27 protein-coding genes and 1 pseudogene are annotated in these 25,960 nt (G+C 69.2%); 18 read left to right on the top strand and 10 right to left on the bottom strand.

Features of this window, described 5'->3' with window-relative positions; translation table 11 throughout:
• Window positions 1-21: 21 nt before the first annotated feature.
• Window positions 22-996, top strand: coding sequence for a UDP-glucose 4-epimerase GalE (galE, locus tag CFB18_RS03770; RefSeq protein WP_088570474.1), 975 nt, complete (start codon window positions 22-24; stop codon window positions 994-996).
• 4 nt (window positions 997-1,000) lie between these two features.
• On the opposite strand, the gene CFB18_RS03765 is transcribed toward galE, so the two are convergent.
• From CFB18_RS03765 to CFB18_RS03750, 4 genes are read right to left on the bottom strand one after another with little or no spacing between them, the layout of a single operon-like run.
• On the bottom strand, window positions 1,001-1,243 hold the full coding sequence (locus CFB18_RS03765) for a hypothetical protein (protein ID WP_143597503.1): 243 nt from the start codon (window positions 1,241-1,243) through the stop codon (window positions 1,001-1,003).
• Window positions 1,240-1,953 (bottom strand): hypothetical protein, encoded by a 714-nt coding sequence (locus tag CFB18_RS03760; RefSeq protein ID WP_088570472.1) that lies wholly within the window; start codon window positions 1,951-1,953, stop codon window positions 1,240-1,242. The genes CFB18_RS03765 and CFB18_RS03760 overlap by 4 nt, the downstream gene beginning before the upstream one ends.
• The gene (rph, locus tag CFB18_RS03755) at window positions 1,950-2,708 is read right to left on the bottom strand and encodes a ribonuclease PH (protein WP_088570471.1); all 759 of its coding nucleotides are present in this window, start codon (window positions 2,706-2,708) and stop codon (window positions 1,950-1,952) included. Before rph ends, CFB18_RS03760 begins: the two co-directional genes overlap by 4 nt.
• Window positions 2,709-2,748: 40 nt before the next feature.
• Window positions 2,749-4,086: a hemolysin family protein gene (locus CFB18_RS03750; protein ID WP_088570470.1), complete on the bottom strand. Its 1,338-nt coding sequence runs from the start codon at window positions 4,084-4,086 to the stop codon at window positions 2,749-2,751.
• A 202-nt stretch (window positions 4,087-4,288) separates the two neighbouring features.
• Between CFB18_RS03750 and CFB18_RS03745 the strand changes: the two genes are divergently transcribed.
• From CFB18_RS03745 to CFB18_RS03690, 12 genes are all read left to right on the top strand, one after another.
• On the top strand, window positions 4,289-5,599 hold the full coding sequence (locus CFB18_RS03745) for a hydroxymethylglutaryl-CoA reductase, degradative (RefSeq protein WP_088570469.1): 1,311 nt from the start codon (window positions 4,289-4,291) through the stop codon (window positions 5,597-5,599).
• A gap of 4 nt (window positions 5,600-5,603) precedes the next feature.
• Window positions 5,604-6,305 (top strand): type II toxin-antitoxin system HicB family antitoxin, encoded by a 702-nt coding sequence (locus tag CFB18_RS03740; RefSeq protein ID WP_088570468.1) that lies wholly within the window; start codon window positions 5,604-5,606, stop codon window positions 6,303-6,305.
• 274 nt (window positions 6,306-6,579) lie between these two features.
• On the top strand, window positions 6,580-7,659 hold the full coding sequence (locus CFB18_RS03735; RefSeq protein WP_088570467.1) for a hydroxymethylglutaryl-CoA synthase: 1,080 nt from the start codon (window positions 6,580-6,582) through the stop codon (window positions 7,657-7,659).
• A 9-nt stretch (window positions 7,660-7,668) separates the two neighbouring features.
• A complete protein-coding gene (locus CFB18_RS03730; RefSeq protein ID WP_088570466.1) occupies window positions 7,669-8,826 on the top strand; it encodes a thiolase domain-containing protein in 1,158 nt (385 codons plus the stop codon).
• 13 nt (window positions 8,827-8,839) lie between these two features.
• Window positions 8,840-9,277 carry a Zn-ribbon domain-containing OB-fold protein gene (locus tag CFB18_RS03725; protein ID WP_088570465.1) on the top strand — a complete coding sequence of 146 codons (438 nt, stop codon included), beginning with the start codon at window positions 8,840-8,842 and terminating at the stop codon, window positions 9,275-9,277.
• A 232-nt stretch (window positions 9,278-9,509) separates the two neighbouring features.
• On the top strand, window positions 9,510-9,824 hold the full coding sequence (locus CFB18_RS03720) for a nucleotidyltransferase domain-containing protein (protein ID WP_088570464.1): 315 nt from the start codon (window positions 9,510-9,512) through the stop codon (window positions 9,822-9,824).
• A gap of 46 nt (window positions 9,825-9,870) precedes the next feature.
• Complete coding sequence (locus CFB18_RS03715; RefSeq protein ID WP_200808069.1) at window positions 9,871-10,323, top strand: HEPN domain-containing protein; 453 nt, start codon at window positions 9,871-9,873, stop codon at window positions 10,321-10,323.
• Window positions 10,320-12,008 (top strand): PD40 domain-containing protein, encoded by a 1,689-nt coding sequence (locus CFB18_RS03710; RefSeq protein ID WP_143597502.1) that lies wholly within the window; start codon window positions 10,320-10,322, stop codon window positions 12,006-12,008. The genes CFB18_RS03715 and CFB18_RS03710 overlap by 4 nt, the downstream gene beginning before the upstream one ends.
• A gap of 261 nt (window positions 12,009-12,269) precedes the next feature.
• A complete protein-coding gene (locus CFB18_RS03705; protein ID WP_088570461.1) occupies window positions 12,270-12,767 on the top strand; it encodes a hypothetical protein in 498 nt (165 codons plus the stop codon).
• Between the two features lie 35 nt (window positions 12,768-12,802).
• Entirely contained in the window at window positions 12,803-13,456 is a 654-nt protein-coding gene (locus CFB18_RS03700) for a hypothetical protein (RefSeq protein ID WP_088570460.1), read from the top strand.
• Window positions 13,457-13,904: 448 nt separating this feature from the next.
• Window positions 13,905-15,125 (top strand): tyrosine--tRNA ligase, encoded by a 1,221-nt coding sequence (gene tyrS / locus CFB18_RS03695; RefSeq protein WP_088570519.1) that lies wholly within the window; start codon window positions 13,905-13,907, stop codon window positions 15,123-15,125.
• 65 nt (window positions 15,126-15,190) lie between these two features.
• On the top strand, window positions 15,191-15,670 hold the full coding sequence (locus tag CFB18_RS03690) for an acyl-CoA thioesterase (RefSeq protein ID WP_088570518.1): 480 nt from the start codon (window positions 15,191-15,193) through the stop codon (window positions 15,668-15,670).
• An 11-nt stretch (window positions 15,671-15,681) separates the two neighbouring features.
• Here CFB18_RS03690 and CFB18_RS03685 read toward each other — a convergent pair whose 3' ends face one another.
• Window positions 15,682-16,461 carry an ABC transporter ATP-binding protein gene (locus tag CFB18_RS03685; RefSeq protein ID WP_088570459.1) on the bottom strand — a complete coding sequence of 260 codons (780 nt, stop codon included), beginning with the start codon at window positions 16,459-16,461 and terminating at the stop codon, window positions 15,682-15,684.
• 115 nt (window positions 16,462-16,576) lie between these two features.
• Between CFB18_RS03685 and CFB18_RS03680 the strand changes: the two genes are divergently transcribed.
• From CFB18_RS03680 to CFB18_RS16465, 5 genes and pseudogenes are all read left to right on the top strand, one after another.
• Window positions 16,577-18,937: a penicillin acylase family protein gene (locus CFB18_RS03680; protein ID WP_088570458.1), complete on the top strand. Its 2,361-nt coding sequence runs from the start codon at window positions 16,577-16,579 to the stop codon at window positions 18,935-18,937.
• 461 nt (window positions 18,938-19,398) lie between these two features.
• Complete coding sequence (gene rtcA / locus CFB18_RS03675; RefSeq protein WP_407084001.1) at window positions 19,399-20,478, top strand: RNA 3'-terminal phosphate cyclase; 1,080 nt, start codon at window positions 19,399-19,401, stop codon at window positions 20,476-20,478.
• 3 nt (window positions 20,479-20,481) lie between these two features.
• Window positions 20,482-21,498, top strand: coding sequence for a ribonuclease Z (locus CFB18_RS03670; RefSeq protein WP_088570456.1), 1,017 nt, complete (start codon window positions 20,482-20,484; stop codon window positions 21,496-21,498).
• Complete coding sequence (locus CFB18_RS03665; protein WP_088570455.1) at window positions 21,449-21,742, top strand: hypothetical protein; 294 nt, start codon at window positions 21,449-21,451, stop codon at window positions 21,740-21,742. Before CFB18_RS03670 ends, CFB18_RS03665 begins: the two co-directional genes overlap by 50 nt.
• 181 nt (window positions 21,743-21,923) lie before the next feature.
• Window positions 21,924-22,103, top strand: a pseudogene (locus CFB18_RS16465) (ribbon-helix-helix protein, CopG family); the annotation flags it as partial.
• A 46-nt stretch (window positions 22,104-22,149) separates the two neighbouring features.
• On the opposite strand, the gene CFB18_RS03655 reads toward CFB18_RS16465, so the two are convergent.
• From CFB18_RS03655 to CFB18_RS03635, 5 genes are read right to left on the bottom strand one after another with little or no spacing between them, the layout of a single operon-like run.
• Window positions 22,150-22,470: an EthD family reductase gene (locus CFB18_RS03655; RefSeq protein WP_088570453.1), complete on the bottom strand. Its 321-nt coding sequence runs from the start codon at window positions 22,468-22,470 to the stop codon at window positions 22,150-22,152.
• Between the two features lie 26 nt (window positions 22,471-22,496).
• Window positions 22,497-23,801, bottom strand: coding sequence for an ammonium transporter (locus CFB18_RS03650; RefSeq protein WP_088570452.1), 1,305 nt, complete (start codon window positions 23,799-23,801; stop codon window positions 22,497-22,499).
• A 25-nt stretch (window positions 23,802-23,826) separates the two neighbouring features.
• Window positions 23,827-24,831 carry a trypsin-like serine protease gene (locus CFB18_RS03645; RefSeq protein WP_088570451.1) on the bottom strand — a complete coding sequence of 335 codons (1,005 nt, stop codon included), beginning with the start codon at window positions 24,829-24,831 and terminating at the stop codon, window positions 23,827-23,829.
• A gap of 18 nt (window positions 24,832-24,849) precedes the next feature.
• Window positions 24,850-25,110 carry a cyclic-di-AMP receptor gene (locus CFB18_RS03640; protein WP_088570450.1) on the bottom strand — a complete coding sequence of 87 codons (261 nt, stop codon included), beginning with the start codon at window positions 25,108-25,110 and terminating at the stop codon, window positions 24,850-24,852.
• Window positions 25,111-25,123: 13 nt separating this feature from the next.
• Window positions 25,124-25,444: a cyclic-di-AMP receptor gene (locus CFB18_RS03635; protein WP_088570449.1), complete on the bottom strand. Its 321-nt coding sequence runs from the start codon at window positions 25,442-25,444 to the stop codon at window positions 25,124-25,126.
• Between the last annotated feature and the right edge of the window lie 516 nt (window positions 25,445-25,960).

Below are 25,960 nucleotides of genomic sequence, written 5' to 3'. Positions count from 1 at the left end.
ATCTCTCCCCGGAGGAGATCCATGCGCATCCTGGTCGCCGGCGGAGCCGGCTACATCGGCAGCATCGTGACGGAGCTCCTCCTCGAGGCCGGCCATGAGGTGGTGGTCTACGACAACCTGTGCCACGGCTTCCGAGCCGCCGTCCCGGAGGGCGCGCAGTTCGTCCATGGGGATATCGGGGACGGGGAACGGGTGGTGGAGACCCTGCGCCGGTGGCCTTGCCAGGCCGCCATGCACTTCGCCGCCTTTATTGAGGCCGGCGAGTCCATGGAGGAGCCTTTCAAGTATTTCCGGAACAACGTGGCCCACACCATCACCTTCCTGGAGGCCCTGCTGGCCGGCGGGGTGGATCGGGTGGTGTTCTCCTCCACCGCCGCCGTCTACGCCCCCGCCCCGGAGCCCCTGACGGAGTCTTCCCCCATCGGGCCGGTGAACGTCTACGGGGAGACCAAGGCGACCGTCGAGCGGATCCTGGGGTGGCTGCACCGAACCCGGGGCCTGCGCTACGCGGCGCTGCGCTATTTCAACGCCGGAGGGGCCACGGCGACGCGGGGGGAGGATCATCGGCCGGAGAGCCATCTGATCCCCCGTATCCTGCAGGTGGCCCTGGGCCGCCGGCCTTATGTGGAGATCTACGGGACCGATTACCCCACCCGCGATGGGACCTGCATCCGGGATTACATCCACGTGGTGGATCTCGCCCGGGCCCACCTCCTGGTCCTGGAGGCCCTCTCCGAGCGGCCGGTGATGGTCTACAACGTGGGGACGGGGACCGGCTACACCGTCCGGGAGGTGCTGGAGGTCTGCCGACGGGTGACCGGCCACCCCATCCCAGCCCGGGAAGGGCCGCGCCGGCCTGGGGACCCGGTGATGCTGGTGGCCTCCCCGGAGGCCATCCGCCGGGATCTGGGCTGGACACCGGAGCACACTTTGATCGACATCGTGGCCAGCGCCTGGCGCTGGATGCAGGCGCACCCCCACGGATACCCGGAGTAAGAGACTACCGGCCCAGCCATCGGATCAACGCCACGCACAGCACCAGCGCCGTGCAGGCGATGGCCAGGGCGAGCACCGGGTAAACCAGGAAAGCCAGGGTCAGGCCGGGGAAATCGATCCGCTCCGACGAGGATAGCCGGGCCCCGCAGACCAGGCACTGGTTCGAGCGAGCGGACACCATCGCCCGGCACCGCGGGCAGACCATCACCGGAGGCCGCTCCGGGGGAACGTCTCCCTCCCTCCTCACCGCCATCCCTCCTTTCGCGTCCTCAGGGCCAGCAGGAGCAGGAAGGGAAGCAGCCCCATCATCCCGCCGGCACAGATGGGCAGGGAGCGGATAGGCCGCCACGTGACCCGCAGGGTGACCGTCGTCTGATCGGGGCTGAGCGGCACCTCCCAGCGGATCCGACGTCCGTCCACCTGCGCATTGCCCCGCGGCGCGTAATCGATCACCGGACCGGGGAGCTCCAGCTCATAACGCAGCCGGAACCCGGCCGCCCGCAGCAAGGAGAGATCCTCCGGGGAGAGGGGAGGCTCCCCGGCGGCGATCCGCAGGCGCTCCAGGATCCCCGCGATGGAGAGGGTGGCCGTGAGAACCTGGAGATCCCCCTGGGTCTCCACCGTGATGCGTTCCAGGCCGGCCAGGGGATCGCCCTCCGGGAGCCGGTTCAGATCCTCCAGGGAAGAAAGCGTCCGGCGCAGGCGGATCCCCTCCTGGTCCCGGGCGGCGTCCCGAAACCGCTCGACGCCCCACCCGGAAGCCTCCGCCATGCGCCGCAGGGATTCCAGGGGCTGGACCGCCGCGGTCTGCAGCAGCACGCGGTCCACCGCTACCGCCACCGTCCGCTCCGCCGCGCCGTCGGCCCGCAGCCGCGTGTGGACGCTCAGGGTGAGGCAGCCGCTGAGAAGCAGGGCGGCGAGAAGGCCGATGAGCGCTCTCGAGATGAAGGTGTTCATTGGGCCCCCTCCTGCTCCGGAGGCCAGGGGGGAAGCTCGGGAGCCTCCGCCAGCGCCCGAGCCTGGGCCTCCAGCAGCGCCGCGATGCCCTTGCGAGCCAGCTCCATCAGCGCGGCGAACTCCTCCGCGGTGAAGGGCCGCCCCTCCGCCGTCCCCTGGATCTCCACGAAGCGTCCGTCCCCGGTCATCACCACGTTGAAATCCACCTCGGCGACGCTGTCCTCCGCGTAGCACAGGTCCAGGCGCGGCTCCCCTTCCACGATCCCCACGCTGACCGCGGCGACGGGCGTGCGGAGAACTTCGGGAGGGACGAGGCCGGCGGCGATCAGGCGGCGCAGGGCCAGAACGACGGCCACATAGCCGCCGGTGATGGCCGCTGTGCGGGTGCCGCCGTCCGCCTGGATCACGTCGCAATCCACGATCAGGGTGCGCTCCCCCAGGTGCTCCAGGTTGAGGGCCGCGCGCAGGCTTCGGCCGATCAGGCGCTGGATCTCCTTCGTCCGCCCGCTCTGCAACCCGGCCTCCCGGGGCGTCCGGGTGTGGGTGCTCCGGGGCAGCATGGCATATTCCGCCGTCAGCCAGCCCCGGCCCTGCCCTTTCAGCCAGGGGGGGACGCCCTCCTCCACCGTGACGTTGCACAGCACCCAGGTGCGCCCAGCCTCGATCCACACCGAGCCCTCGGCGTATTCCGTGAAACCGAGACGGAAGCGGACCGGTCGCAGGGCGTCGCTCGAACGGCCGTCCGGTCGGGGCATCGGTTCCCTCCTCCGTTCGGGTCGATGCGGGCAGTCCCCATCATCCGGCGGAGGCCGAAAGGGCCCGCCGGGGGATCAGGCGGAGGCGGGCGATGCGCAGGCCATCCATTGCCTCCACCCGCAAGCGCACGCCGCCGGCCTCCACCTCGTCCCCCACCCGGGCGATCCGGCCCAGCCGGCCCAGCACGAACCCGGCGATGGTTTCATAGTAAGGATCCCGCAGGTCCAGCTGGAACCGTTCGTTGACCTCCTGGATCGGAAGCAACCCGCTGATCAGATAGGAGCCATCGGGCATGGCCACCACGTCCGGCTCCCTGGACTCCATCCGCTCGTGGAGCTCCCCCACCAGCTGCTCCAGCACATCCCGCAGCGTGACCAGGCCCGAGGTCCCTCCGAACTCATCCACCAGAATGGCCAGGTGCTCCTCCCGCTCCCGGAACTGGCGGAGCAGGTCGTCCACGCGGATGGAGTCGGGCACCACCATCACCTCGCGACACAGATCGCGGGCCCGGACGGGTCGTCCGTCGCGCCAGGCGGCCAGGGCTTCCCGCAGATGCACCACCCCGATGATGTGGTCCAGATCTCCTTCGTAAACCGGAAACTTGTCGTAGCCGGTGCGGATGGCGGCTTCCAGGATCTGGTCGAGGGACGCATCGGCGGGGACGGCCACGATCTCCGTCCGGGGCACCATGATCTGGCGGGCGGGGATCTGCCCGAGGTCGAACACCGCCTCCAGGATCTCCTGCGCCTCCGGCTCCAGGAGCCCGGCCTCCCCCGACTCGTCGACGATCCGCTTCAGCTCCTCAATGGTATACATCATCCCATAACCGTCCGCGGAGATCCGCAGGGCGCGCAGCACCAGGTCGGTGGCCCGATGCAGCAGCCAGACCAGCGGGCGCAGGAGCCAGTAGATCACCCGCATGGGGCCCAGGCTGACCAGGAGCACGCGCTCGGAGGCCCGCAGGGTGGCGATCTTGGGCACCTGCTCTCCCAACACGATCTGAAGGCCCAAAATGAAGGTCAGGTTCAGGAGGAGCGGGAGGACCTGAAGGAAGCTGCGGACCAGGGGGGTGGGCGGAGGGAGGCGCAACAGGCGGTCCAGGGTGGCCGCGAGAGTGCGTTCCCCGAACCAGCCCAGGGCCAGCCCGACCATGGTGATCCCCACCTGCACCGTGGCCAGGATCTCGTCCCGATGCCGGGCGTCCTCCAGCCACCGCAGGGCGGTCCGCGCGGCCGGATTTCCGGAGTCCGCCAGCACGGCGATGCGGCTCCGCCGGGCCGAGACCACGGCGTATTCCACCGCCGCGAAAAACGCGTTCAGGCCGATCAGGCCGAAAACCACCAGCCAGCGTAGCAATAGAGAACTGTCGTCCATCATCCGTCCCGGAGATCCCACTCCCTCAGAAGTGTGCGGTCATTTCGATTTTGCACGATTGCAGGCTGCGGTCAAATCCCCCAACACCCCCGATCCCAAGGGCGTTGGCAACCGGTTAGAGAACCGGGATCAGTTTTCCAGAGAGGGATGGACGGTGGATCCTGAGAGGTTTTGACAGCTCCTCCCCGCTAAGATTCCCTCTGCTATGTCCGTGCGCACATCTCGCTATCCGGGGTTCTATCGCCTCCCGCTCTCGGAGCGGGCCCGCTGGGTGGCTGAACAGGCTGGCCTGACCCCGGAGGAGCAGGCCGGACTGAACAGCGGGGGTTTAACGTTAGAAGAAGCCGATCACATGGTGGAGAACGTGATCGGCCGGTTCGCCCTTCCCTTCGCGGTGGCGGTGAACTTCCAGGTCAACGGCCGGGAGGTCCTGATCCCCATGGTGATCGAGGAGCCCTCGGTGGTGGCCGCCCTCTCCCACGCCGCCCGGCTGGCCCGGGCCGGGGGTGGGTTCCGGGCGGGCAGCGAGGAGCCCCTCATGCGTGGCCAGATCCAGGTCGTGGATTTGCCGGATCTTGCGGCGGCGGCCCGGGCGGTGGAGGACCTTCAGGAGGAGATCCGGGTGGTGGCGGAGGCGGCGACCCCCTCCATCGTGGCCCGGGGCGGCGGCTTCCGCGGCCTGGAGGTGGTCTCTTTCCCCGAGACCCCGGTGGGGCCGATGCTGGTCGTGTATCTCTTCTACGACGTCCGGGACGCGATGGGGGCCAACGCGGTCAACACGGTCTGCGAGGCCGTGGCTCCCCTCATCGCCCGGGCGACCGGAGGGCGGGTGGTGCTGCGCATCCTCTCGAACCTGGCGGACCGCCGGCGGGCGTGGGCCGAGGTGCGGATCCCGGCGGAGGCCCTGGGGACGCCGGAGCTCCCGGGCGATCGGGTGATCCGGGGGATCCTGGAGGCCCAGGCCCTGGCGGAGGTGGATCCCTACCGGGCGGCGACGCACAATAAAGGGATCATGAACGGCATCGATGCCGTGGCCCTGGCCACCGGCAACGACTGGCGGGCCATCGAGGCCGGCGCCCACGCCTATGCCGCCCGGGACGGCCGCTACCGTCCCCTCACCCAATGGTGGCAGGATGAAACCGGCGCCCTGTGCGGACGGATCGAGCTGCCCCTGGCCGTGGGGATCGTGGGGGGAGCCACCCAGGCTCATCCCCTGGCCCGAGTGGCGTTGAAGATCCTGGGCGTCACCTCCGCCCGGGAGCTGGCGGAGATCATGGCGGCCGTGGGCCTGGCCCAGAACCTGGCGGCCCTGCGGGCCCTGGCGACGGAGGGGATCCAGCGGGGGCATATGGCCCTGCACGCCCGGCAGATCGCCATGGCCGCCGGCGCCACCGGCGCCGAGATCGACGCCATCGCCGATCAGATGGTAGCCGAGGGAAACATCCGCCTGGCCCGCGCCCGCGAGCTGTTGCAGACCCTGCGGGCTCAGGCAGGGGAAATCCACAAAGGGGGATAACTCCGTGCCCTATCGCGTGGGTCTGGAGCGCGGCGCGGAAGGTGGGCATCTGGCCTGGGTCCTGGATTACCCGGGCTGCTTCGCCTTCGGCCCCACCGAACGGGAGGTCTTGGCCCGGATCCCCGAGGCCATTCGAGACTACTTCGCCTGGCTGGGCGCCCATGGCATCCCCGCCGCCGGCCCGGGCGTCCCGGAGGATTTCCGGGTGGTGGAGATCTTCGAGGTTTACACCATCAACGAGCGATTCGAGCGGGGCGGTGCCCGCGAGATCAACGCCTGGTTCCTGGACGACTGGCGGCCGCTGACCGAGGAGGAGGTGGAGTTCGCCCTGCAGGTGCTGGCCGCCTCCCGGAAGGACCTGCAGGCGGCGGTGGCCGGGCTGCCCGACCCGGTCCTGGACGCCGTGCTGCCCGGCCAGCGGTGGTCCATGCGGGGCGTCCTGCGCCATGTGGCCCGGGGGGAGAACTGGTATCTCAGCCGCTTAGGACGGGAGGTGAAGGATCCCCCCGCCGAGGTGTGGGCGCACCTGGAGGCAGTGCGTCGGGCCCTGGAGCAGGCCCTTCAGGACTGGGTCGGCCGGTCCCTCGTGATCGGCGTGGAGGGGGAGTTCTGGTCTCCCCGCAAGGTGTTGCGCCGGGCGGCGTGGCACGAGCGGGACCACGTGGCTCATCTCCACCAGCTGCGCCGCGCCCTGGGCTGGGAGTAGGAGTTCGGGGCTAAAGCCCATCCTACAGGAGGATCGGTGATGGTAGGAGCCGCGACCTTGCGTCATCGAAGACGTGAGGTTCGGGGCGAAGGCCCTTCCCAAGCGTAAGCCGAAATTCATTTCGGCCCACATCTGGGGATAGCAGCAACCTGGAGGCCAAGCGAATATGTTCTCCATGATGACTGTAGGCTCGGGGCGAGAGCCCCTCCTGCGATAGACACATTGTGGCTTCTGCCCTGAATGCACCATAGCACCCAGGAATTGGAGGCTCATGATGCTGGAGAACGGCCATCGGATTATGCAACCGGCCCGGCCGGTGGGGATCGTGGGCTACGGCGCCTACGTCCCCCGTTACCGGCTGCCGGGCGCGGAGATCTCCCGGCTATGGACCGGCGGGGCGGAGCCGCCCCCTATCCGGGAGAAAGCGGTGCCTGGGCCGGATGAAGATGTAGTGACCATGTCCATCGAGGCCGCCCGCAACGCCCTGGCCCGGGCGGGCATCCCGCCCAACCGCCTGCGGGCGGTGTGGGTGGGCAGCGAGTCCCACCCGTATGCGGTCAAGCCCAGCGGCACCATCGTCGCCGAGGCCATCGGGGCCACGCCCTTCGTGCAGGCCGGCGACTGGGAGTTCGCCTGCAAGGCAGGGACCGAGGCGATGCAGGCGGCGGTGGGCCTGGTGGGCTCCGGGATGGCGGATTACGCCATGGCCATCGGGATGGACACCGCCCAGGGACGGCCGGGGGACGCCCTGGAATACACCGCGGGGGCCGGCGGGGCGGCCTTCCTCATCGGCCCCGCCGCGGAGAGCCTGGCGATCCTGGAGGGCTCCCTCTCCTACGTGACGGACACCCCGGACTTCTGGCGGCGGGCCCACGCCCGCTACCCGGAGCACGGAGGGCGCTTCACCGGCGAGCCGGCCTACTTCCATCACATCACCGAGGCCGCCCGGCGCCTGATGGAGGCCTTAGGGACGCGGCCGGAGGATTACGCCTACGCGGTCTTCCATCAGCCCAACGTCAAGTTCCCCCAGAAGGTCGCGGCGATGCTCGGGTTCCGCCCCGAGCAGATCCGGACCGGCCTGCTGGTGGATGAGATCGGCAACACCTATGCCGGGTCCTGTCTCATCGGGCTCACGGCCATCCTGGACGAGGCCCAACCCGGCGATCGGATCCTGGCGGTCTCCTTCGGTTCCGGCGCGGGATCCGACGCTTTCTCCTTTGTGGTCACCGAGGCCATCCAGGAGCGGCGGGGCCGAGCGCCTCGGACCCGGGATTACATCGCCCGGCGGGTCGTGATCGATTACGCCACGTACGCGCGTTACCGCCGGAAGATCGTGATGGACACAGAAGGATAAGGAGGTCCGATGCGAGAGGTCGCCATCATCGGCATCGGTCAGACCCCGGTGGGGGAACACTGGGACAAAGGGCTACGGGAGCTGGCCCTGGAGGCCCTGGAGGCCGCCCTGCGGGACGCCGGGGTGGAGCGGGTGGACGCCTTGCTGGTCGGGAACATGCTCTCGGGTCAGATCGAGGCCCAGGAGCACCTGGGCGCGCTGGTAGCCGATTTCGCCGGGATGCACGGCGTGGAGGCCGTGAAAGTCGAAGCCGCCTGCGCCTCGGGCGCGGCGGCCCTGCGCCTGGGCTACGCCATGGTCGCCGGCGGGCTGGCGGACCGGGTGGCGGTGGTGGGGGTGGAGAAGATGACCGACGCCTCCGGGGAGCAGATCACCGCGGCCCTGGCCACCGCGGCGGACGCGGAATACGAGGCGGTGCAGGGGCTCACCTTCACCGCCCTCAACGCTCTGCTGATGCGCCGTTACATGCACGAACACGGCTACCGCCGGGAGGACTTCGCCCCCTTCTCCATCAACGCCCATCGCAACGCGGTCCATAACCCGTATGCCATGTTGCGCTTCCCCATCACGGCGGAGGCCTTCGCCTCAGCCCGGATGATCGCCGATCCCATCACCTTGCTCGATGCCTCGCCGGTCTGCGATGGGGCGGCGGCGGTGATCCTGTGCCCGGCGGAGGAAGCCCGGGCCTTCCAGGAACGCCCGGTGCGCATCCGGGCCTCGGCGGTCGCCACCGACACGGTGGCGCTGCACGACCGGCGGGATCCCCTTTGGCTGGAGGCGGTCGCCCTCTCCGCCCATCGGGCCTTTCAGCAGGCCGGGGTGGGCCCGGAGGACATCGATTTCTTTGAGCTGCATGACGCCTTCACGATCATGGCGGCCCTCTCCCTGGAGGCCTGCGGCTTTGCGCCCCGTGGCCGCGGGGTGGCCCTGGCCCTGGAGGGGGCGATTTTCCGGGAGGGGCAGCTGCCCATCGCCACCATGGGCGGGCTCAAGGCCCGGGGGCATCCGGTGGGCGCCACCGGCCTCTATCAGATTGTGGAGGCAGTCTTGCAGCTGCGGGGCCAGGCTGGCCCGAACCAGATCCCCCACGCCCGTTTGGGGATGACCCAGAACATCGGTGGCACCGGCGCCACGGTGATCACCCATATCCTGGAAGCGATGGATTGAAAGGAGGTTTCCCATGCATCCGGCACGCGCTTGGCGAGGACGACGGCAGCGCTACGTCCTGGAGGGAGAGATCTGCGAAGGCTGCGGGGCGCGCCTGTTCCCGCCCCGGGACATCTGCCCGGAGTGCCAGCGGCCGGCCCGCACGCCCTACCCCCTCTCCGGCCGCGGGGAGGTGTATTCCTACACGGTGGTCTATGAGCCTCCCGTCGGCTACGAGGACCAGGTCCCCTACGTCGTGGCCCTTGTGAAGCTGGAGGAGGGGCCCCTGGTCTCGGCCATGCTCACCGATGCGCTGCCGGAAGAGGTTTACATCGGCATGCCGGTGGAGATGGTCACCCGCGTCCTCCACCGGCAGGGGGAGCGGGGCGTGATCGCCTACGGCTACAAGTTCCGCCCGGTCCTGCGGGCTGCGGTCCTACAGGCCGCCCAGCCGGTCCCCGCCACCGCCTGATACCCGGAAACGCCCGGGGGGCTGCCGCCTCATATCCCCCGGAGGCCGCGGCCCTTGCTCCCGGCGCTTTCATTCTTCGTTGACAGGCTGGTCCCGCGCCTGCCATACTACCAAGAGAAATGCGCTCGGCCCAGAAGCGGCGTCCGAGAGCCATGGGCGAGACGCTCTCGCTTCCTATAGCGTGTGGGCCTGCCGCTCACGCCGTCGTTGTTCGCGTCCGGGGAGGAAGCTCATGAGCGAAGACATCGTGCAAACCATGGTCCAGCGCATCGTCGAACGGTTTCGTCCCGTGCGCATCATCCTGTTCGGCTCCCGGGCCCGAGGCGAGGCGGGCCCGTGGAGCGATGTGGACCTGTTGGTGGTCCTGCCGGAGGTCACCCATAAGCGGCAGGCCATGGTGGAGATCCTCCGAGCCCTCAGCGACCTGCCCGTGGCGAAGGACGTCATCGTGACGACGCCGGAAGAGATCCTGCAGCGCGGGAATCTGGTCGGGAGCGTGCTGCGCTCTGCCCTGCGCGATGGAAAGGTTCTCTATGAACGATCCTGAGCTTCGGAAAGAAGCCTTGCGTTGGATCCGCTTCGCACAGGAGGACTTGCAAGAGGCGGAAAGGCTTCTGGGGTTGCAGGAGGCAGTGCCCCGACACATATGCTGGTTCGCCCAGCAGGCCGCGGAGAAAGCCCTCAAGGCGGCGTTGGTGCTGGAAGGGATCGATTTCCCTTTTCGACATGACCTGGACGCTCTCCGCAACCTCCTGCCGCCGAACTGGTCTGTGAAGCAGGAGCATCTGGACCTATCCGTGCTGACGGCGTGGGCGGTGGAGGCCCGCTACCCGGGGGACTGGCCAGAGGCCACCTGGGAGGATGCCCATCGCGCAGTGGCTCTGGCAAGGGCGATCTACGACTGCGAGGAGGCCTCCTCAATTCCCGGAGATCCAGGGAGAATAAGACCCTCCGGGCTCCTCTTTGACCTTTCCTTGCATCCGGACGCCCGGGACGGAAGGCCTGCAGGGGCCTGGGGAATTCACCGGAGGAAACCGCCAGGATGACACGGTCCCGACGGATGCGCCGGGGGCTGGCCGGCGCCTCGATGGCGCTGTTCTCCCTCGCCCTGATCGGGGGGATGGCCCTGGCCGGCTGGCGGATGGGCTGGGAACACGGGAAAGCCGAACAGGCCCGGCGGATCCAGGCCACGGCCGACGCCGCGGTTCGCCAGGCGATGGACCTCCTGGACGCCGGGCAGGAGGAGCGGGCCCTGGCCTTCCTCGAAGCCGCCGCGCGGCTGCGCCCGGGCGACCCCACCGTGGAAGCGGCCCGGGTCGAGGCCCAGCGCCGCATCGCCGCCCGCCCCACCCCCACCTCTCTCCCGCCGGAGATCCTCCTGGAGGACGCCTTTCAAACCGCCCGCAAGGCCTACGAGGCCGGCGACCTGCCCCGCGCCGTCGAGCTCCTCCTCCAGATCCGGAACCGCGATCCAGCTTTCCGGGCGACGGAGGTGACCTCTCTGCTCCGGGAAGCCGCCCTCCGGCACGGGATGCGCTTGCTCCAGGACCCGGAGGACCGCATCGCCGAGGGCCTCTTCTATCTGGATCAGGCGGCCCGCCTGGGACCGCTTCCGCCCGAAGCGGCCACCGCCTACCGCCTCGCCGCTTTGTATCTCGCCGCCCGGGACACCTGGGGGGTGAACTGGCCGGAGACCATTCAACGCTTCCAGGAGCTCTACCGCTTGGCGCCCGGATACCGGGACGTGGCACGCCGGCTCTTCCAAGCCCACGTGGCCTACGGCGACCTCCTGGCCGCCCAGGGGGAGAGCTGCCCGGCGGAGGCCCAATATCAGGCCGCCCTGCGCCTGTTCGCCGATCCCACAGTGCAGACCAAAGCCCAGGAGGCCGGGGCCCATTGCTTGCAAGCAACCCCCACTCCGATCCCGGGCAGCCTCCCCGGCGGAGGCACCCCGCTCCCGCCGCCCATCCCGGTGGGCCGCCTCGCCTACGCGCTCTACGATCCGGAGCTGGGAACCTCCGTGCTCTACGTCATCGAGGCCAGCGGACGGGGGTTCCGGGTGGCAGTGGGCGCCGATCAGCCCGCCTGGCAGCCGGGCGGCCGACGGCTGGCCTACCGGGTCGCCGGGGTCGGGCTGTTCCTACGGGACTTGGAGAGCGGGGAGACCGTGCAGATCGCCGGGCCCGGGGCCGCATGGCCCACCTGGGCCCCGGATGGCCAGCATCTGGCTTTCATGGACGGAACCGGCGGGATCCGGATCCTGAACCTCCAGGAGCCCGGCCAGGCCCAGCGGATCGCGACCGGACGGTTCCCCGCCTGGAGCGCCCAGGGGACGCTGATCTGGACCGGCTGCGCGGCCGGCGGGTGCGGGCTGCTGCTCCTGCCGCCGGGGGCCAGCGCCCCTGTCCGCCTGAGCCAGCACCCCAACGACCTCCAGGCCACCTGGGCCCCCGACGGCTCCGCCATGGTTTACACCACCGATGTCCAGGGGAGCTGGGACCTGGTGATCGCCACCCCCCAGGGCTTCTTCCGGGCGCTCACTTCGGGAGGCGGGCAGGAGATCGGGCCCGCCTGGTCTCCGGACGGGGGCTGGATCGCCTATCTCTCGGACGCCGATGGCCGGTGGGGCGTGTATCTGATCCCGGCCGCCGGCGGCACCCCCCGCAAGATCCTGGACCTGGGGGAGCGTCTTCCCGACCCGCTCAGCCAGCGGGTGGCCTGGGGGCCATAGGAGACGAACGAGGACCGTGCCGGGCGTGTCCCGAAATCGCAGGACAACTGCTCGCAGTTGTCCTACAAGGCGGCCAGGCCCGGCAAAATCGGGAAACACCCCGGCGGCAGAGGACCATCCGGCGTTGATCCGGCTCTTCGTTGCGGGTAAAATGGGTCTGGGATTTCCTCCTCTGGCCCTTCGGATCTGCTCAAAAGGACCGGGAGAGGTGGCGCAAATGAGCTGCAGGATCGCGCCCTGTGGGATGAAGAGGAGGACGACATGTCGGAGACCGTCTCGGCCTCCCCTCGAAAATCCGAGCTGCTGGAAATCGTGAAGACCCTCTTCGATGTGACCCGGAAGCTGAGCGAGATCGTTCAGGCCCTCGCCGCACAGACAGGAGAAAGCCCCCCTGCGGTCGAAGCACTGGCCGGATCACGGGCTAAATCGGAGGAGGCCCTGGCCCAGGCCTCCGAATGCCTTTCGATGCAGCAGGCCTGGTCTCTTCCAAGGCCGCCGGAAGGGGAGGCCCATCGACACGAGGGGAAGGAGACGCGCGGGGAGTTGCGGAAGGACATTCTAGTCGAGCTTTTGCAGCGCGGCCGGGCCTTCCCCCTGGAGCTGGCGGCCGCCCTGCTCACCTTTGTGGAAGACATCCGGCCCGTCCTGGTGGAACTGGAAAGGGAGGAGCTCATTCGCATCCGTCAGGTGGCCGGGGCGGATGTCATTGAGCTCACCCCCAGGGGCCGCAATGCTGCCCGTCGCCTCAACGGCCCATAGCCGAACCATCCAGGGTTGCTAGAGAACAAGTCGAGATGTGGCTCGCCGGACTTCTTCTTCCTTATCTCCCGGCCGGCGCGCTGGCGCTCCTCTGGGGGCTCGTGGAGCTGGCCCAGACCTTTGAGAGCGATCTGGGGCGGGCCTTAAGAAGCCCATGGGCGCTGGTCTTCCTGGCGGGAAACGTCCTGCTGACCGGGATGGTCCTGGCCATGCTGGAGCTCGCTTTCCCTCTCGAACCCCGCCAGCGGCTCCTGTTGGCCCTCTTGGCCGGTTTCGGATGGCAAGCCTTGTTACGCACTCGCATCCACCTGTTCCAGCCCTTGGGGGAGCAGCACGAAGCCGTGGCCCTCTCCATCCTCGACCTCTACCGGCGTTTTCAACGCTTCTGTTGGCGGCAGATCGACCAGACCCTCATCGCTGAGCGGATGGCGCTTCTCGACCGGGCCAGCAACCTTCCCCTCGACTATCTCAGGTATCAATTCCGCCTGCAACGGCATGCCTCCCTGCTCTCCGATTTCGAGCAGCGCGAAGCCGAGTTCTGGAAGCGCCTCAGCCAGCTTCCTGAGGATGAGCAACGCCTTTACCTGGCTGCGAGCCTCCTGCGAATCGGATACGGTTTCCTGAACGAAGTGGTGAAACGGGCGCCTGCACAGGCCACCTCCGCGCAAAGATCCTCCATGAGGGAATAACGATCGGGGCCACCGAATCCAGCCCCTCACCGAGCTGTGACATCCACGTCACGGCTCCGAAGACGGTGGGGGCGCCGCTATGCGCCCCTCCTCCATCCCACCCAGGGCTTTCCAGTTTTTCCCGAATGTAGGGCAACTGCAAGCAGTTGCCCTACGTATGTGGCCGAAAGGGATCACCTGCCTACAAACCTGGAAGGCCTCGCACCCTACCACCTCCTCAAAGTCCTCCACTTAGAAAGGGCCTAAGCCCAGAAAACTGGAAAGCCCTACATCCCACCTTAGGGGACTTGGCGCTCCGTCCTCTCCATGGCATACTGTTGAAGTTGACCCCATCCGTTCGCGGCGATGGGAAAGCCCCGATCCCGGGAGGCCGGGCACACGGCAAGGAGCCCACACGCTTCGAAGGCAACCCGTCAGGGAGGCTTAAGAGGAGGCAGGGATGACGCGCATGTCCATCGATGAACAGGTGGCCCTGCTGATGCAGGGGACCGAATACGGCGATGAGACGCTGCGCCGGACGATGGAGGCGGAGCTGCGGGAGCGCCTCCAGGAAGGGCGCCCCCTGCGGGTCTACCTGGGGGTGGACCCCCGGACCAGCGACCTGCACCTGGGGCACACAGTGCCCCTGCGCAAGCTCCGCCAGTTCCAGGATCTCGGCCACGAGACCATCCTGGTCATCGGCACCTTCACGGCCCTGGTGGGGGATCCCTCCGGCCACCTGATGGGGCGCGCCCTGATGTCCCCCGAGGAGGTGGAGGCCAACGCCCGCACCTACGCCGAGCAGGCCTTCCGCGTGCTGGATCCGGAGAAGACCATCATCCGCTACAACGCGGAATGGCTCTCCCGCCTGACCTTCGGGGACCTCATCCGCCTGGCCTCCCACTTCACGGTGCAGCAGTTCCTGGCCCGCGAGTCCTTCTCCGCGCGGCTGGACATCGGGGATCCTATCTTCCTGCACGAGCTGTTCTATCCGCTGATGCAGGGCTACGACGCGGTGGCCCTGCAGGCCGACGTGCAGATCGGCGGAACCGATCAGCTGTTTAACATCGTGGTCGCGGGGCGGAAGCTCCAGGAGGCCTTCGGCCAGCGGCCTCAGGTGGCCATCCTGCTTCCGCTGCTGCCGGGCACCGACGGGGTGCGCAAGATGTCCAAATCCCTGGGCAACCACATCCCGCTGAACACCACCCCAGAGGACATGTTCGGCAAGGTGATGAGCATCCCGGACGAGGTGATGCCGACCTACTTCAAGCTGCTCACCCGATATCCGCCGCAGCGGATCGCCGCCATCGAGCAAGGGCTGCGGGAGGGAACCCTCCATCCTCGGGATGTGAAGATGGAGCTCGCCCGGGAGATCGTTTCGATTTTCTTCGGGGAGGAGGCGGCGGAGCGGGCGGAGGCCCACTTCCGCACCGTGTTCCAGGAGCGGGCCTATCCGGAGGAGATGCCCACCTTCCCACTCTCCCGGCCACAGCCGCTGGTCGACCTCCTGGTCCTCACGGGGATGGCCCCCAGCCGGAGCGAGGCCCGCCGCCTGATCCGCCAGGGCGGCGTGCGCCTGGATGGGGAGACCCTCTCGGAGGTGGAGACGATCATCCAGGTGGATCGGCCGCGGGTGCTCCAGGTCGGCCGCCGGCGCTTCATGCGCCTGGTGCCCGCGGAGCCAGAGTGAACCGGACCACGCCGGGACGCCGCGCCGCCCGGATCTCCATCCACCGTTCGGCCGGAGCCTTCGCCATGGAAGGGAAGCGCGTGCAGGACAGCGAGGTGGTGCTGGCCCAGATCATGCAGCCGGAATCCGCCAACATCCTGGGCAACGTCCACGGCGGCTGGATCATGAAGCTCATGGACGAGGCGGGGGCCATCGTCGCCTCCCGCCACGCCCGCCGGCCCACGGTGACCGTGGTGGTGGACTCCATCCAGTTCTGCGCCCCGGTCCACGTGGGAGACCTGGTGCACGTGCGGGCGCGCATGACCCAGGCCTGGCGGACCTCGATGGAAGTGGAGATCCGGGTGGAGGCGGAGGACCTGCTGACCGGCGAGCGCCGGCTGACCGCCACCGCCTACTTCGTCTACGTGGCTCTGGACCGCGACGGCCGGCCCGCCCCGGTGCCCCCGCTGATCCTGGAGACCGAGGAGGAACGACGGAAGGCGGAGGAAGCCGACCAGCGCCGGGCGGAACGGCTGGCCCGCCGCGAGGCCCGGGGAACCCAGTGAGGACGCCCGGGTCATCGGGAGCCGGCCGGGGCCCGCAGGGCCCGGCGCAGCCGCTCCACCTGCTCCGAGTAAGCCGCCGTCCGGCGGAAGGCCGGATCCCCCGCCCCGGGGTTCTCCACGATGACCGGCGCCGTATGGGGCGGCTGGCCCAGGACCATGATCCGCTGACCCATGAAGACGGCCTCCTCAATGTTGTGGGTGACCAGGATCAGGGTCAGGGCCTCTTCTTCCTTCAAACGCCAGGTCAGCTCCTGCAGGTCCTCCCGGGTGGGCGCGTCCAGCGAGGCGAAGGGCTCGTCCATCAGCAGCAGGTCGGGCTTCAGCACCAGGGCCCGGGCGATGGCCGTCCGCTGGCGTTGCCCCCCCGAGATCTGCCCCGGGTAATGCTCCCGCACGGCGGCCAGCCCCAGGCGCTCCAGCCAGGCGTTCACCGGCCCCTCGATCTCCCCCACCGGCGCGTCCGCCGGCGCGTGACGCCCGTCCGGCCCGTAGAAGCGACGGATGCGCAGGCCCAGGGCGACGTTCTCCCACACCGTGGCCCAGGGCAGGAGCCCGTAATCCTGAAGGATCAGGCCGGTGCGCGGGCGCGGCCGTCGCAAGGGCTGTCCGTCGATCTGGATCTCCCCCCGCTGGGGCCGGCGCAACCCGGCCAGCAGGTAAAGCAACGTCGTCTTCCCGCACCCGGAGGGGCCGATGATCGCCCAGGCCTCCCCCCGCCTCACCGACCACGAGAAATCCTGAAAAAGCCACCGCCCCCCATATCCGAACCAAACCCCCCGCATCTCAATCATCGCCCATCCGCTCCATGCGTGTTCCCGACCTCGAGGAGATCCTTCCCCTTTCTGGAAGATCCGTCATCATGATAGCCGCACCGTCCTTCCCGGACCCGAATCCCGGAGGTCACCGATGGCTCGAGCCCGTTCGTTCCGGCTGGAAGGTCTGAAGGATCGGGTGGAGATCCGGTTCGATGACTGGGGGATCCCCCATATCGAGGCCCGCACGCTGGCCGATCTCTTCTTCGCCCAGGGGTTCGTCCACGGGCGGGATCGAGGATGGCAGATGCGCTTCAACCGCCTGGTGGCCCTGGGCCGTCTGAGCGAGGTCTTCGGCCCGATGGGGCTGGAGATGGACCGCTTCGCCCGGGGGGTGGGCTGGGCCGAGCACGCCCGGGCCGGCCTGGAGCGGATCCCGCCGCCGCTCCGATCACTTCTCGAGGCCTACGCGGCTGGGGTGAGCGCTGCGTTCCGGTGCGGCCCATCCGGCCTCGAGGACCGCCTGGTCCCCCTCCCGGATTTCCCCTGGACCCCGCTGCACAGCGCAGCATGGGGGCTGGTGGTGGCCTGGTCCCTCTCGTGGAACTGGGACAGCGAGCTGTGCCGGGTGGCGATGGCCCGGGCCCTGGGGGAGCGGGCGGCGGATCTGGAGCCTGAGGCCGTCTTCGGAGAGACGGCCCTCTTCCCCGAGACGATGGGAGTCGAACCGATGGCCGAGAGACTGCTTTCGATGTATGGCGCCCTGGCCCGCTGGCTCGGCCCTCGGGAAGGGATCGGCAGCAACAATTGGGTGGTGGCCGGCTCCCGCACCGCCACCGGACGGCCGCTGCTGGCCAACGATCCGCATCTTCCCCTCTCTCTGCCCAGCCTGTGGTATGAGCAGCATCTGGTCTGCGAGCCGGAGGGGTTCGCCGTCGCCGGGGTGACCGTCCCGGGCCTGCCCGGCGTGGTGCTGGGGCATAACGCGGCCATCGCCTGGGGGGCCACGGCGGTCATCGCCGACACCCAGGACTGGTTCATCGAGCGCTTCGATCCGGAGAACCCCCTGCGGTATGAGACCCCCGAGGGATGGGCGGAGGCGGAGGTGCGGGAGATCGAGATCCGGGTGCGCGGCGCGCGCGCTCCAGAGCGCTTCCGGATGCGAGTCACCCGTCACGGGCCGGTGCTCACCGATCTCCTCCCGGAGTATGAGCCGGAGGGGATCCCCTGGCCCCAGGTCGGCCTGGCCCTGGCCTGGGCGGGGGCGCAGGCCGAGACGTGGTGGGAAGCACTCCTTCGATTGAACCGCGCTTCCAACTGGGAGGAGTTCCGGGAGGCCCTGCGTCGCTGGCCGGCCCCGGTCCTCAACTTCGTCTACGCAGATCGGGAAGGACACATCGGCTATCAGATGGCCGGCCGCATCCCCATCCGGCGTCAGGGCCACGGCCTGGTTCCGGTCCCGGGCTGGAGCGGGGAGTTCGATTGGGCGGGGGAGATCCCCTTTGAAGCGCTTCCCTTCGCTTTCGATCCCCCAGAGGGCCTGGTGGTCACCGCCAACCATCGCATCGTGGGCCCGCGCTATCCGTATTTCATCAGCGCGGAGTGGATGCCGGACCACCGGGCGCGGCGGATCCGGGAGCGCCTGGAATCCACGCCGGCCCTCACGGCGGCGGATTGCCTGACCATCCAGACGGATGTGGTCTCCCTGGGAGCCCTGGAGTGGAAGCCCTGGCTGGCGCAGGTGGAGCCGGGGGATGCGGACGAGGCGTGGCTGCTGGCCCAGGTCAAGGCCTGGGATGGACGGATGGAGGCAGAGGCGGTGGCACCGACCATCGTAGCCACCGTCGAGTGGATGCTGCTCCGCCGCCTTCTGGAGCCCCGGCTCCGCTCGGCATGGCGCCGGTATCTGGGAGAGTCCCTCAACGTCTTCCTGCCGGGCCACTCGTTCTATCGCACCGCTCCCCATGCCCTGCGAGCCCTCCTCCGCCGCGGAGATCCCTTCTGGCTGGGGGAGCGCTCAGCCGTCGAATGGGTGGCAGAGGCCTTTCGGGAAGCCGTCCGCTGGCTCCGGAAGCGACTGGGGCAGGACCCCGCCCGGTGGACGTGGGGGCGGATCCACCGGGTGACGCTCCGCCACGTCCTGGGCCAGGTGCCGGCGCTGGCGCCCTTGTTCAACCGGGGGCCCTTCCCCCTCGGCGGGGATGGGGATACCCCCCTGCAGGCGGGCTTCCAGGGCAATCAGCTCGGCGGCCCCCTGGGGGCGCTGCCCTCGTGGCGTTTCGTCGCCGATCTGAGCGACTGGGACCGCTGTCTGGCGGTGCTCCCGGGCGGGCAAGGGGGATCCCCGACCTCGCGGCATTACTTCGATCAGTTCCCCCTCTGGCATGCGGGCCGGGCCCGGCCGATGCCCTGGAGCCCGGAGGCCGTGCGGGCCCACACCCGGCGGATCTGGACCCTGGAGCCGGTCGCCCCGACACCGCCGGACCGTCTGTCGGGCTCTCCCTCTGGGCTATAATGAGGGAAGACTTCTCGACGGGGCCCGCGGGGTCGCTCGCGCAGGCCTGAACCCCACGGGAGGAGGCTCCGAAAGAGGGGTCGGAACGGGGGATGATCCACGCGGGCGCTTCGAGCTCCCCGGAAGCGGTGGAGCGAGCGCGGACGGAACGGCCGGAGAGGGTTCCAGCGCGCCGGCGAGCTGCTTCGGAACACTTCCATAGGATCTGAAAAGGAGAAGCAGGCGGTCTCCGATCTGCGGAAGGGATGGGGGACGGGGCGCGTCGAACCATGAGCGAGGCCTCCGCTCTGATCCCGGCGAACCCGGAGGCGTTCCAACGCGTGGCCGGTCTGCGGGCGATTCGGATCGCGTAAGGGAGGCTCGACCGCTGGGCATCCATCCGATCCCTCCACCGTCATCCTGTGGGACGGACGAGGGAAGCCATGACAGGGCCGGCATCCCGGGGGAGGTCTTCGGCGGCGTTGTCGATGATCGTCTTGGATGGCAGCTACGGCGAGGGCGGCGGGCAGATCCTGCGCTCGGCGCTGGCCCTCTCGGCGATCACCGGGCGGCCGGTGCGGGTGGAGAACATCCGGGCCCGACGCCCCAACCCCGGCCTTCAGGCGCAGCACCTCAGCGCGGTGAAGGCCGCCGCTGCGCTCTGCCATGCCCAAGTCCAGGGGGCTGCCTTAGGCTCCACCGCCCTCACCTTCATCCCCCAATCGCCGCCCGCCCCGGGGGCTTACACCGTTGACGTGGGAGCGGCGCGGGCCGGCGGGAGCGCCGGCTCGGTCACCCTGATCCTGCAGGCCATCCTGCTCCCCCTGGCCTACGCCTCCGGATCCTCCCGGGTCACCCTGCGGGGAGGAACCCATGTGCCGTGGAGCCCGCCCTTCCATTACGTGCGCGACGTGCTGCTGCCGACCCTGAGCCGCATGGGCCTGCACGCCGAAGTCCATCTGGAGCGCTGGGGCTGGTATCCCGTAGGAGGTGGCGAGATCCATCTTTACGTCCACGGCCCGCTGGAGGGAGAGGGGCTCTATCGCCTGAAGCCGCTGACCCTGACCGAGCGGGGGCCGCTGCGCCGGCTGTGGGGATGGGCGGCGGTCTCCAATCTGCCCCTGGAGATCGCCAAGCGGATGGCCGGGCGGGCCAACCGCCTGCTGCGGGAGGCCGGCCTTCCGGATGAGGTGGAGGCGATCCTGGCGGAGAGCCCGGGGCCGGGGGCCGGGATCTTCCTGATCGCGGAATATGCGAACATCCGGGCGGGGGCCTCCGCCTACGGCAAGAAGGGCCTCCCGGCCGAGCGGGTGGCCGAGGAAGCAGTGTCCGGCTTCCTCGCCTTCCATCGCTCCGGCGCGGCGGTGGATCCGCATCTGGCCGATCAGCTGATCCTGCCGCTCGCCCTCTCGCCCGGGACCTCCCGGTTCACCACTTCCTGCATCACCGCCCATCTGCTGACTAGCATCTGGGTGGCCTGCCACTTCGTCGGGGACCGTTTTGAAGTCATCGGGGAAGAGGGCGACCCCGGCGAGGTGCGCGTCCGCCCGGTGGAGGGATGAGGGATGATCGAGATCGTCTTCCTGGGCACCTCCGCCTCCGCCCCTTCGATCCGGCGCGGGCTGCCCGCCCACGTGGTGATGTTCGAGGACCGCCGCTTCCTGGTGGATTGCGGGGAGGGAACCCAGCGGCAGCTGCTGAAGAGCGGCCTGGGCTTCCGCCGTCTGGAGACCATCCTGCTCACCCACGCCCATCTGGACCACATCCTGGGGCTGGCAGGGTTTCTGTCGACGGTGATGCGCTGGGAGATCCTCCCCCGCGTGGCCATCTACGGTCGTCGCGGGACCATCGAGCGGGTGAAGGATCTGATCTACCGGGTGGTCCTGCGCGGGGTGCGGCCCTCCATTGAGATCTCCTTCCACGTCATCGAGCCCGGACTGCTCTTCGAGGATGAGAAGTTCAGCGTCTACGCCTTCCCAGTCACCCATCGCGGCGGGGACAGCCTGGGGTATCTCTTCCGGGAGAAGCCGCGGCGGCCCTTCCTGGTGGAGAAGGCCGAGGCCCTGGGGATCCCTCCGGGTCCGGAGCGTCGGCGCCTGGTGCAGGGGGAACCGGTGACCCTGCCCGACGGGCGGGTGGTGAGGCCGGACGACGTGCTGGGGCCGCCGGTGGAGGGAGCGTCCCTGGCCCTGGTGGGGGACGCCGGGCGGGTGGATGATCTGGTGGAGGCCGTCCGGGGAGTGGGGGCGCTGGTGATCGAGGCCACCTATCTGGAGGCGGACCGGGACCTGGCCCGTCGCCACGACCATCTCACCGCCGCCGAGGCGGCCGGGCTGGCCCGCGCGGCTGGGGTGGGGCATCTGATCCTGACCCACGTCTCCCGGCGCTATCGGGAGCGCGAGATCCGGCAGGAGGCGATGGCCCTCTTCCCCCGGGTGTGGGTGGCCCGGGACTTCGATCGTTATCGGATCCTGAAAGACGGCCAGCTGGAGGTGGAGCGGGCGGAGGTCCACGAAATCGAGGAGGAACGGGATGTCCTTGCGGAAAGCGAGCGTGCTGGAGCTGGCCACGGCGGCCTATGAGCTGGAGGCCCGGGTCCTGCGAGGCCTCCTGCGCCGGGATCCCGAGGGGCGCTGGTGGATGGGCGAGACCCCGTTGGAGGAGTGGCTCTCCGCTTATGAAGGCCATGAAGCCGTCCTGATCCTGGCCTCCCTCTCCGAGGACGCCCCGCTGCCGACCCGGGTCTGCCGCACCTGCGGCCGGGAATACGTGGGCTGGGATTGCCCCCACTGCCGCGAGGTCCGCCGTCGCCTGCGAGGACGATGAGGCCACCTCTGCGCTGCGTGATCATGCTTGATGAAGCCATTGCATCCTCACAGGCCGCAGACGCAGCGGCGCCCGAACCGGAGCCTCCTGACAGAATGCGGTTGATTCCTCCAGAGCGGTTAGGGAAGGGGAGTTCAAATGGTGCGCATACAGGTCCGTCTGGAGGAGTAAGGAATATCACGCCTTGAAGGAGCTGGCTGCCCAACCGCAGGTCTCGATGGCAGAGTTGATCCGTCAGGCCGTGCGGAACCTGCTGGAAACCTCTGACATGGATTCCGAAGGAAGAACGCCGCCGGCGGGCCATCGCCGCAGCCGGCCGCTTCGAGAGCGGCCTGGGCGATCTGGCGGAGAAGCCCGATGAGTATCTGATTCAAAGCTACGAGGACTTCACCGGATAAGAATCTTGGCTATCCCCCCACTGACCGCTCCTCCTCGAAAGCGTCCGCGAACATCACCAGCACCTGGCCGGCCATGGCCCGCGCCAGATCGGCGGACGCCTCCGCGGCCTCCGGGGAGCGCAGGGCGGCCTCCAGGGCCGCCCGGTCCTCGAAGTACATCTCCACCATCAGATGGAAGGGAGAGGCCCCCGCCGGCGTCCCCCAGATGCGGGAGACCTCCACCCGCCGCAGATGCGGGATGCGCTCGATCCGCGCCAGATGCTGCACATACCAGCGCTCAAAGGCCTCCGGATCCAGAGGCACACGGTAGAGGGCGATCACCTTGACCATTGCGAAGCTCCCGACCGTCGAGCGGCTCATCCCCGGTTTTCGGAGGTCTCCCCGGAGGCCGGAAGCGGGCCTCGATGCCGGGCCCACCGCCGCCATCCCCAGCGCAGCAGCGCCGCGGGGCCGCCCATGCCGAGGAACCCCCACAGGACCAGCACGAGGGCCCCGACGACCTGGGCGGTGAGCTGGCCCGGATCCGCCGGCTGCCCCCAGCCGGGAACCCCCACCACGCCCAGGCCCGGATACCCCATGAAGTCGGACTTCCCCACCTCGTTCCAGCCAGCTCCGGCCCGGCCATCGGCCAGGAGCCCCACGGCCAGCAACCCCAGGACCCCTGCCGCCCCGTAGAGCAGCGCCAGGCTCTGGACGGCCATCCCCCCGCGGCGCAGGACGTAGATCATCCCGGGCGTGGCCAGGCCCACCAGGATCCCCCAGCCCATCGCCTGCCAGGGACCGGTGAAAGGCGCTGCGGCCATCCCGGCGATCCACCCCACGGCGATGGCCCGGATCAGCATCAGGGGATCCACCTCGCGAGCGACGAGGGCCGTGTAGACCCCAGCCCCGAGGGCCGCGCCCATCGCCACCAAGCTGGCGTTCCGGGCAAGCAAGGAGCTCTCCAGACCCGGATGGGCCACGGTGAGGGGATCTGCGCGCAGCCAAGCCAGCCAGCCCCCACCGATCAGCAGGCTTCCCCACCCACCCAGCAGCGGGAGGTGCACCGGAGGGAAAGCGTGCTCCGGCTGCGGGGTCCGCCGGCCCCATGGGAGAAGCAGCCCGAGGAGCGCCCCGCCGGCGAGGGCGAACAGAACACCGGACCCCGCTGGATCCACCACTCCGTGACCCAGGCTCAGGGTGAGCCCTAGGCGGCTGAGCCATCCGTTCCCCCACACCCAGTGGATGCCCAGCGGCAACAAGAAGCCTCCCAGCCAGGCCCCCGCCGCAGCGGCGATGAGCGGAGAGAAGCCCTCCATGCCCATGCCCAACAGGAGAGCCGCGGAGAGCACGGCCAGGGCGGCGTGGCCCCATAGGGTCGCGGCTTGGGGCGATCCCTCCACGCCCCGGAAGAGAAACCCGCTGAGCCCCATCAGGCTCCAGAGGGGTTGAGGGTCCGCCCCCAGGGTGTAAACCCGGCGCAGCGCCGCGAACCCCGGCTCCTCCACCCACAGGCCGAGGCCCCCGTAGGCGAAGCCGAAGCCCCCCAGAGCCCACATCAGCAACGCCGCCACCCCGGCGGAGAGCCCTCGCACCAGCGCCCGGCGGGCCTCCTCCTCGCTCATCCCAGCCCACAGCACCCCCATGATCCCCAGAGGCCACCCCCACGCGAAGCCGTCCATTGCCGATGCGCCTCCTGCAACCTCCTCAGCCTTCCACCACCGCCTCCACCCGCAGGGCCTGGAGGACCCGCCCGATGGGGTGGATCAGGGTTGTGGTCTCGGAGCCCGCAAACAGCAACCCCACCAGGCGACCGTTCATGTCCAGGATGGCGGACCCGGAGTCCCCGGGGGCGCTCATCGCCCCCGCCATGACCTGGCCCTGGAACGTGGCGATGCGCCCGTCGTAATCCACGTTGGCCGTGACGTCCACCTGGAGGATCCGTCCGCGGGTGTAGCGGGTCGTCCGCCCGAACTTCTGCACCTCCATGCCCAGCGTGGGATCCGCCACGCCTTTCGGGATCCCGATCTGCAGAATGGCCGGGGTGATGTCGTTCGGGTTCAGCGGGCGGGCGATGGCCGCGTCCACCTCGTTGAAGGCCGCCGCGGTCCGCACGGCCTGTAAGCGATGGGAGGAGCCGATCCAGCGCAACAGCTCGTTCAGCCATCGCACGAACCACTCCGCCCATGGGCAGGTGGTCGGTTCATCCCCGAACCGGATGGGGATGAACTCCACCAGCTCGGCGATCTCGTCCGCCACCGTCCCCCCATCCACCGGGCCCGGCTGCCGGATCCGATCTCCGGGCCGCCCTCGGTTGGTGGCCGCCAGCACGTGGTTGTTGCTCAGGATGAAGACCTCGCTCCCTCGCCGCACGACGCAGCCGAAGGTCCCGGCGGTGACCAGGGGATGGCCGATGGAGACGCCGGGCGGGGCCGGGCGGTAGCGGCGGGTCGGATCCTGGAAGGCCCGGAACCGCCCCGTCTCCACCACGTCGGTGGGGATCCCATCCAGCGTCGGGGGGATCCGGTCCGAGGGGGCCAGCTGGGCGGCAGGGACCTTCCGCTCCACCGAGACCACTACGCTGAGGACATCGAGGGTCTGTCCGCCCTTCACTTTATAGCCGATCCCCACCCCGACGACGTGGCGGCGGGTCAGCAATCGGGGGAGATGGGAGGCTTTCACCTGCGCCAGCGACTGCCATTCGGATCCCATGGGCGCGCTCCTGGACGGCTAAAATCGTTCGAAGCCGGAGACGTTCAGCACGATGGCGATCCCTCCCGGCTCCCCGCGGGCCTGCTGTCGGGCCTCCCGCAGGAGTCGCAAGGCTGTCTCCACCTGATGCTCCTCCGCGCCGATGAGCAGGGTGACGTTGCCCCGACGCAGGAAACCGCCCGTGGAGGCCAGGCGGGTCACTCGATACCCCTGGGCCACCAGCCGATCGGAGGCCAGGGTCGCGGCCCGCTCCGGCAGCACCGCCAGGATCAGCTTCACGCCCCTTCCCCCCTCAGAGGGACTCAAAGCGCTCGACGTCCAGGACGAAGAGCGTGGCGCCCCCGATCTCCACCTCGATCATGTGGGCCTGGAGCAGTCCCGTGGCCTCCACCGCCACCGGCAGGTAGGCCGTGCGGGTCCGGCAGCACCGCCGGAAGATCTCCACCACCTCCTCCACCCGGGGATCCTCCACCCCGATGAGCAGGGTGGTGTTCCCCTGGCGCAGAAAGCCCCCTGTCGAGGCGATGCGGGTCACCCGGTAGCCGCGCTCCACCAGGGCCTGGACGGTGGAAGGGGCGTCTTCGTCCTGGATGATGGCGAGGATCAGTTTCATCCGGCCCGCTCCCGCGCACGGTTGCAGCCCATTGTAGCATAAGGGCTGGTGCTCAGGGGCGATGGATGGCCGGCGCGTTGGCACCGATGGGAATCAGCCTTCATCAGCGCTCTACGCCGGGCGTCGGCCTTCGCCGATGCAAAGGATGGTTGTTCGGTCGGCGCAGGCCGGCCGTCGGCTGAAGGGCCTTGGCGTCGATTGGAATCGGCCTTCATTGGCGCTTGCACGCCGGGCGGCGGCCTTCGCCGACTTAAGGAATGCCTTTTCAGCCGGCGTAGGCCGACCATCAGCCGTAGGCCTTTCCAGGCCGAATTCGTTCGGCGTGCTCCGCGCAGCGTCGGCCTTCGCCGACGCGAGAGATATTGTTTGGTCGGCGCAGGCCGACCGTCGGCCGAAGGCCTTCAAGCCGATTGAAATCGGCCCTCCAAGGCGCTGCGCGCCCAGCGTCGGCCTTCGCCGACGTAAAGAACACTCTTCCGGTCGGCGCAGGCCGACCGTTGGCCGAAGGCCTCTTGA

Origin of the sequence: Thermoflexus hugenholtzii JAD2, assembly GCF_900187885.1 — a bacterium.
GTDB lineage: Bacteria > Chloroflexota > Anaerolineae > Thermoflexales > Thermoflexaceae > Thermoflexus > Thermoflexus hugenholtzii.
Note: the sequence above shows the minus strand (reverse complement) of the source record. Positions and strands in the feature narration are given on the sequence as shown.

Coding starts and splice junctions, on each gene's coding strand:
- galE (WP_088570474.1), top strand. CDS start 22: ATGCGCATCCTGGTCGCCGGCGGAGCCGGCTACATCGGCAGCATCGTG.
- CFB18_RS03760 (WP_088570472.1), bottom strand. CDS start 1,953: ATGAACACCTTCATCTCGAGAGCGCTCATCGGCCTTCTCGCCGCCCTG.
- rph (WP_088570471.1), bottom strand. CDS start 2,708: ATGCCCCGACCGGACGGCCGTTCGAGCGACGCCCTGCGACCGGTCCGC.
- CFB18_RS03750 (WP_088570470.1), bottom strand. CDS start 4,086: ATGATGGACGACAGTTCTCTATTGCTACGCTGGCTGGTGGTTTTCGGC.
- CFB18_RS03745 (WP_088570469.1), top strand. CDS start 4,289: ATGTCCGTGCGCACATCTCGCTATCCGGGGTTCTATCGCCTCCCGCTC.
- CFB18_RS03735 (WP_088570467.1), top strand. CDS start 6,580: ATGCTGGAGAACGGCCATCGGATTATGCAACCGGCCCGGCCGGTGGGG.
- CFB18_RS03730 (WP_088570466.1), top strand. CDS start 7,669: ATGCGAGAGGTCGCCATCATCGGCATCGGTCAGACCCCGGTGGGGGAA.
- CFB18_RS03725 (WP_088570465.1), top strand. CDS start 8,840: ATGCATCCGGCACGCGCTTGGCGAGGACGACGGCAGCGCTACGTCCTG.
- CFB18_RS03720 (WP_088570464.1), top strand. CDS start 9,510: ATGAGCGAAGACATCGTGCAAACCATGGTCCAGCGCATCGTCGAACGG.
- CFB18_RS03710 (WP_143597502.1), top strand. CDS start 10,320: ATGACACGGTCCCGACGGATGCGCCGGGGGCTGGCCGGCGCCTCGATG.
- CFB18_RS03705 (WP_088570461.1), top strand. CDS start 12,270: ATGTCGGAGACCGTCTCGGCCTCCCCTCGAAAATCCGAGCTGCTGGAA.
- CFB18_RS03700 (WP_088570460.1), top strand. CDS start 12,803: ATGTGGCTCGCCGGACTTCTTCTTCCTTATCTCCCGGCCGGCGCGCTG.
- tyrS (WP_088570519.1), top strand. CDS start 13,905: ATGTCCATCGATGAACAGGTGGCCCTGCTGATGCAGGGGACCGAATAC.
- CFB18_RS03690 (WP_088570518.1), top strand. CDS start 15,191: ATGGAAGGGAAGCGCGTGCAGGACAGCGAGGTGGTGCTGGCCCAGATC.
- CFB18_RS03685 (WP_088570459.1), bottom strand. CDS start 16,461: ATGATTGAGATGCGGGGGGTTTGGTTCGGATATGGGGGGCGGTGGCTT.
- CFB18_RS03680 (WP_088570458.1), top strand. CDS start 16,577: ATGGCTCGAGCCCGTTCGTTCCGGCTGGAAGGTCTGAAGGATCGGGTG.
- CFB18_RS03670 (WP_088570456.1), top strand. CDS start 20,482: ATGATCGAGATCGTCTTCCTGGGCACCTCCGCCTCCGCCCCTTCGATC.
- CFB18_RS03665 (WP_088570455.1), top strand. CDS start 21,449: ATGTCCTTGCGGAAAGCGAGCGTGCTGGAGCTGGCCACGGCGGCCTAT.
- CFB18_RS03655 (WP_088570453.1), bottom strand. CDS start 22,470: ATGGTCAAGGTGATCGCCCTCTACCGTGTGCCTCTGGATCCGGAGGCC.
- CFB18_RS03650 (WP_088570452.1), bottom strand. CDS start 23,801: ATGGACGGCTTCGCGTGGGGGTGGCCTCTGGGGATCATGGGGGTGCTG.
- CFB18_RS03645 (WP_088570451.1), bottom strand. CDS start 24,831: ATGGGATCCGAATGGCAGTCGCTGGCGCAGGTGAAAGCCTCCCATCTC.
- CFB18_RS03635 (WP_088570449.1), bottom strand. CDS start 25,444: ATGAAACTGATCCTCGCCATCATCCAGGACGAAGACGCCCCTTCCACC.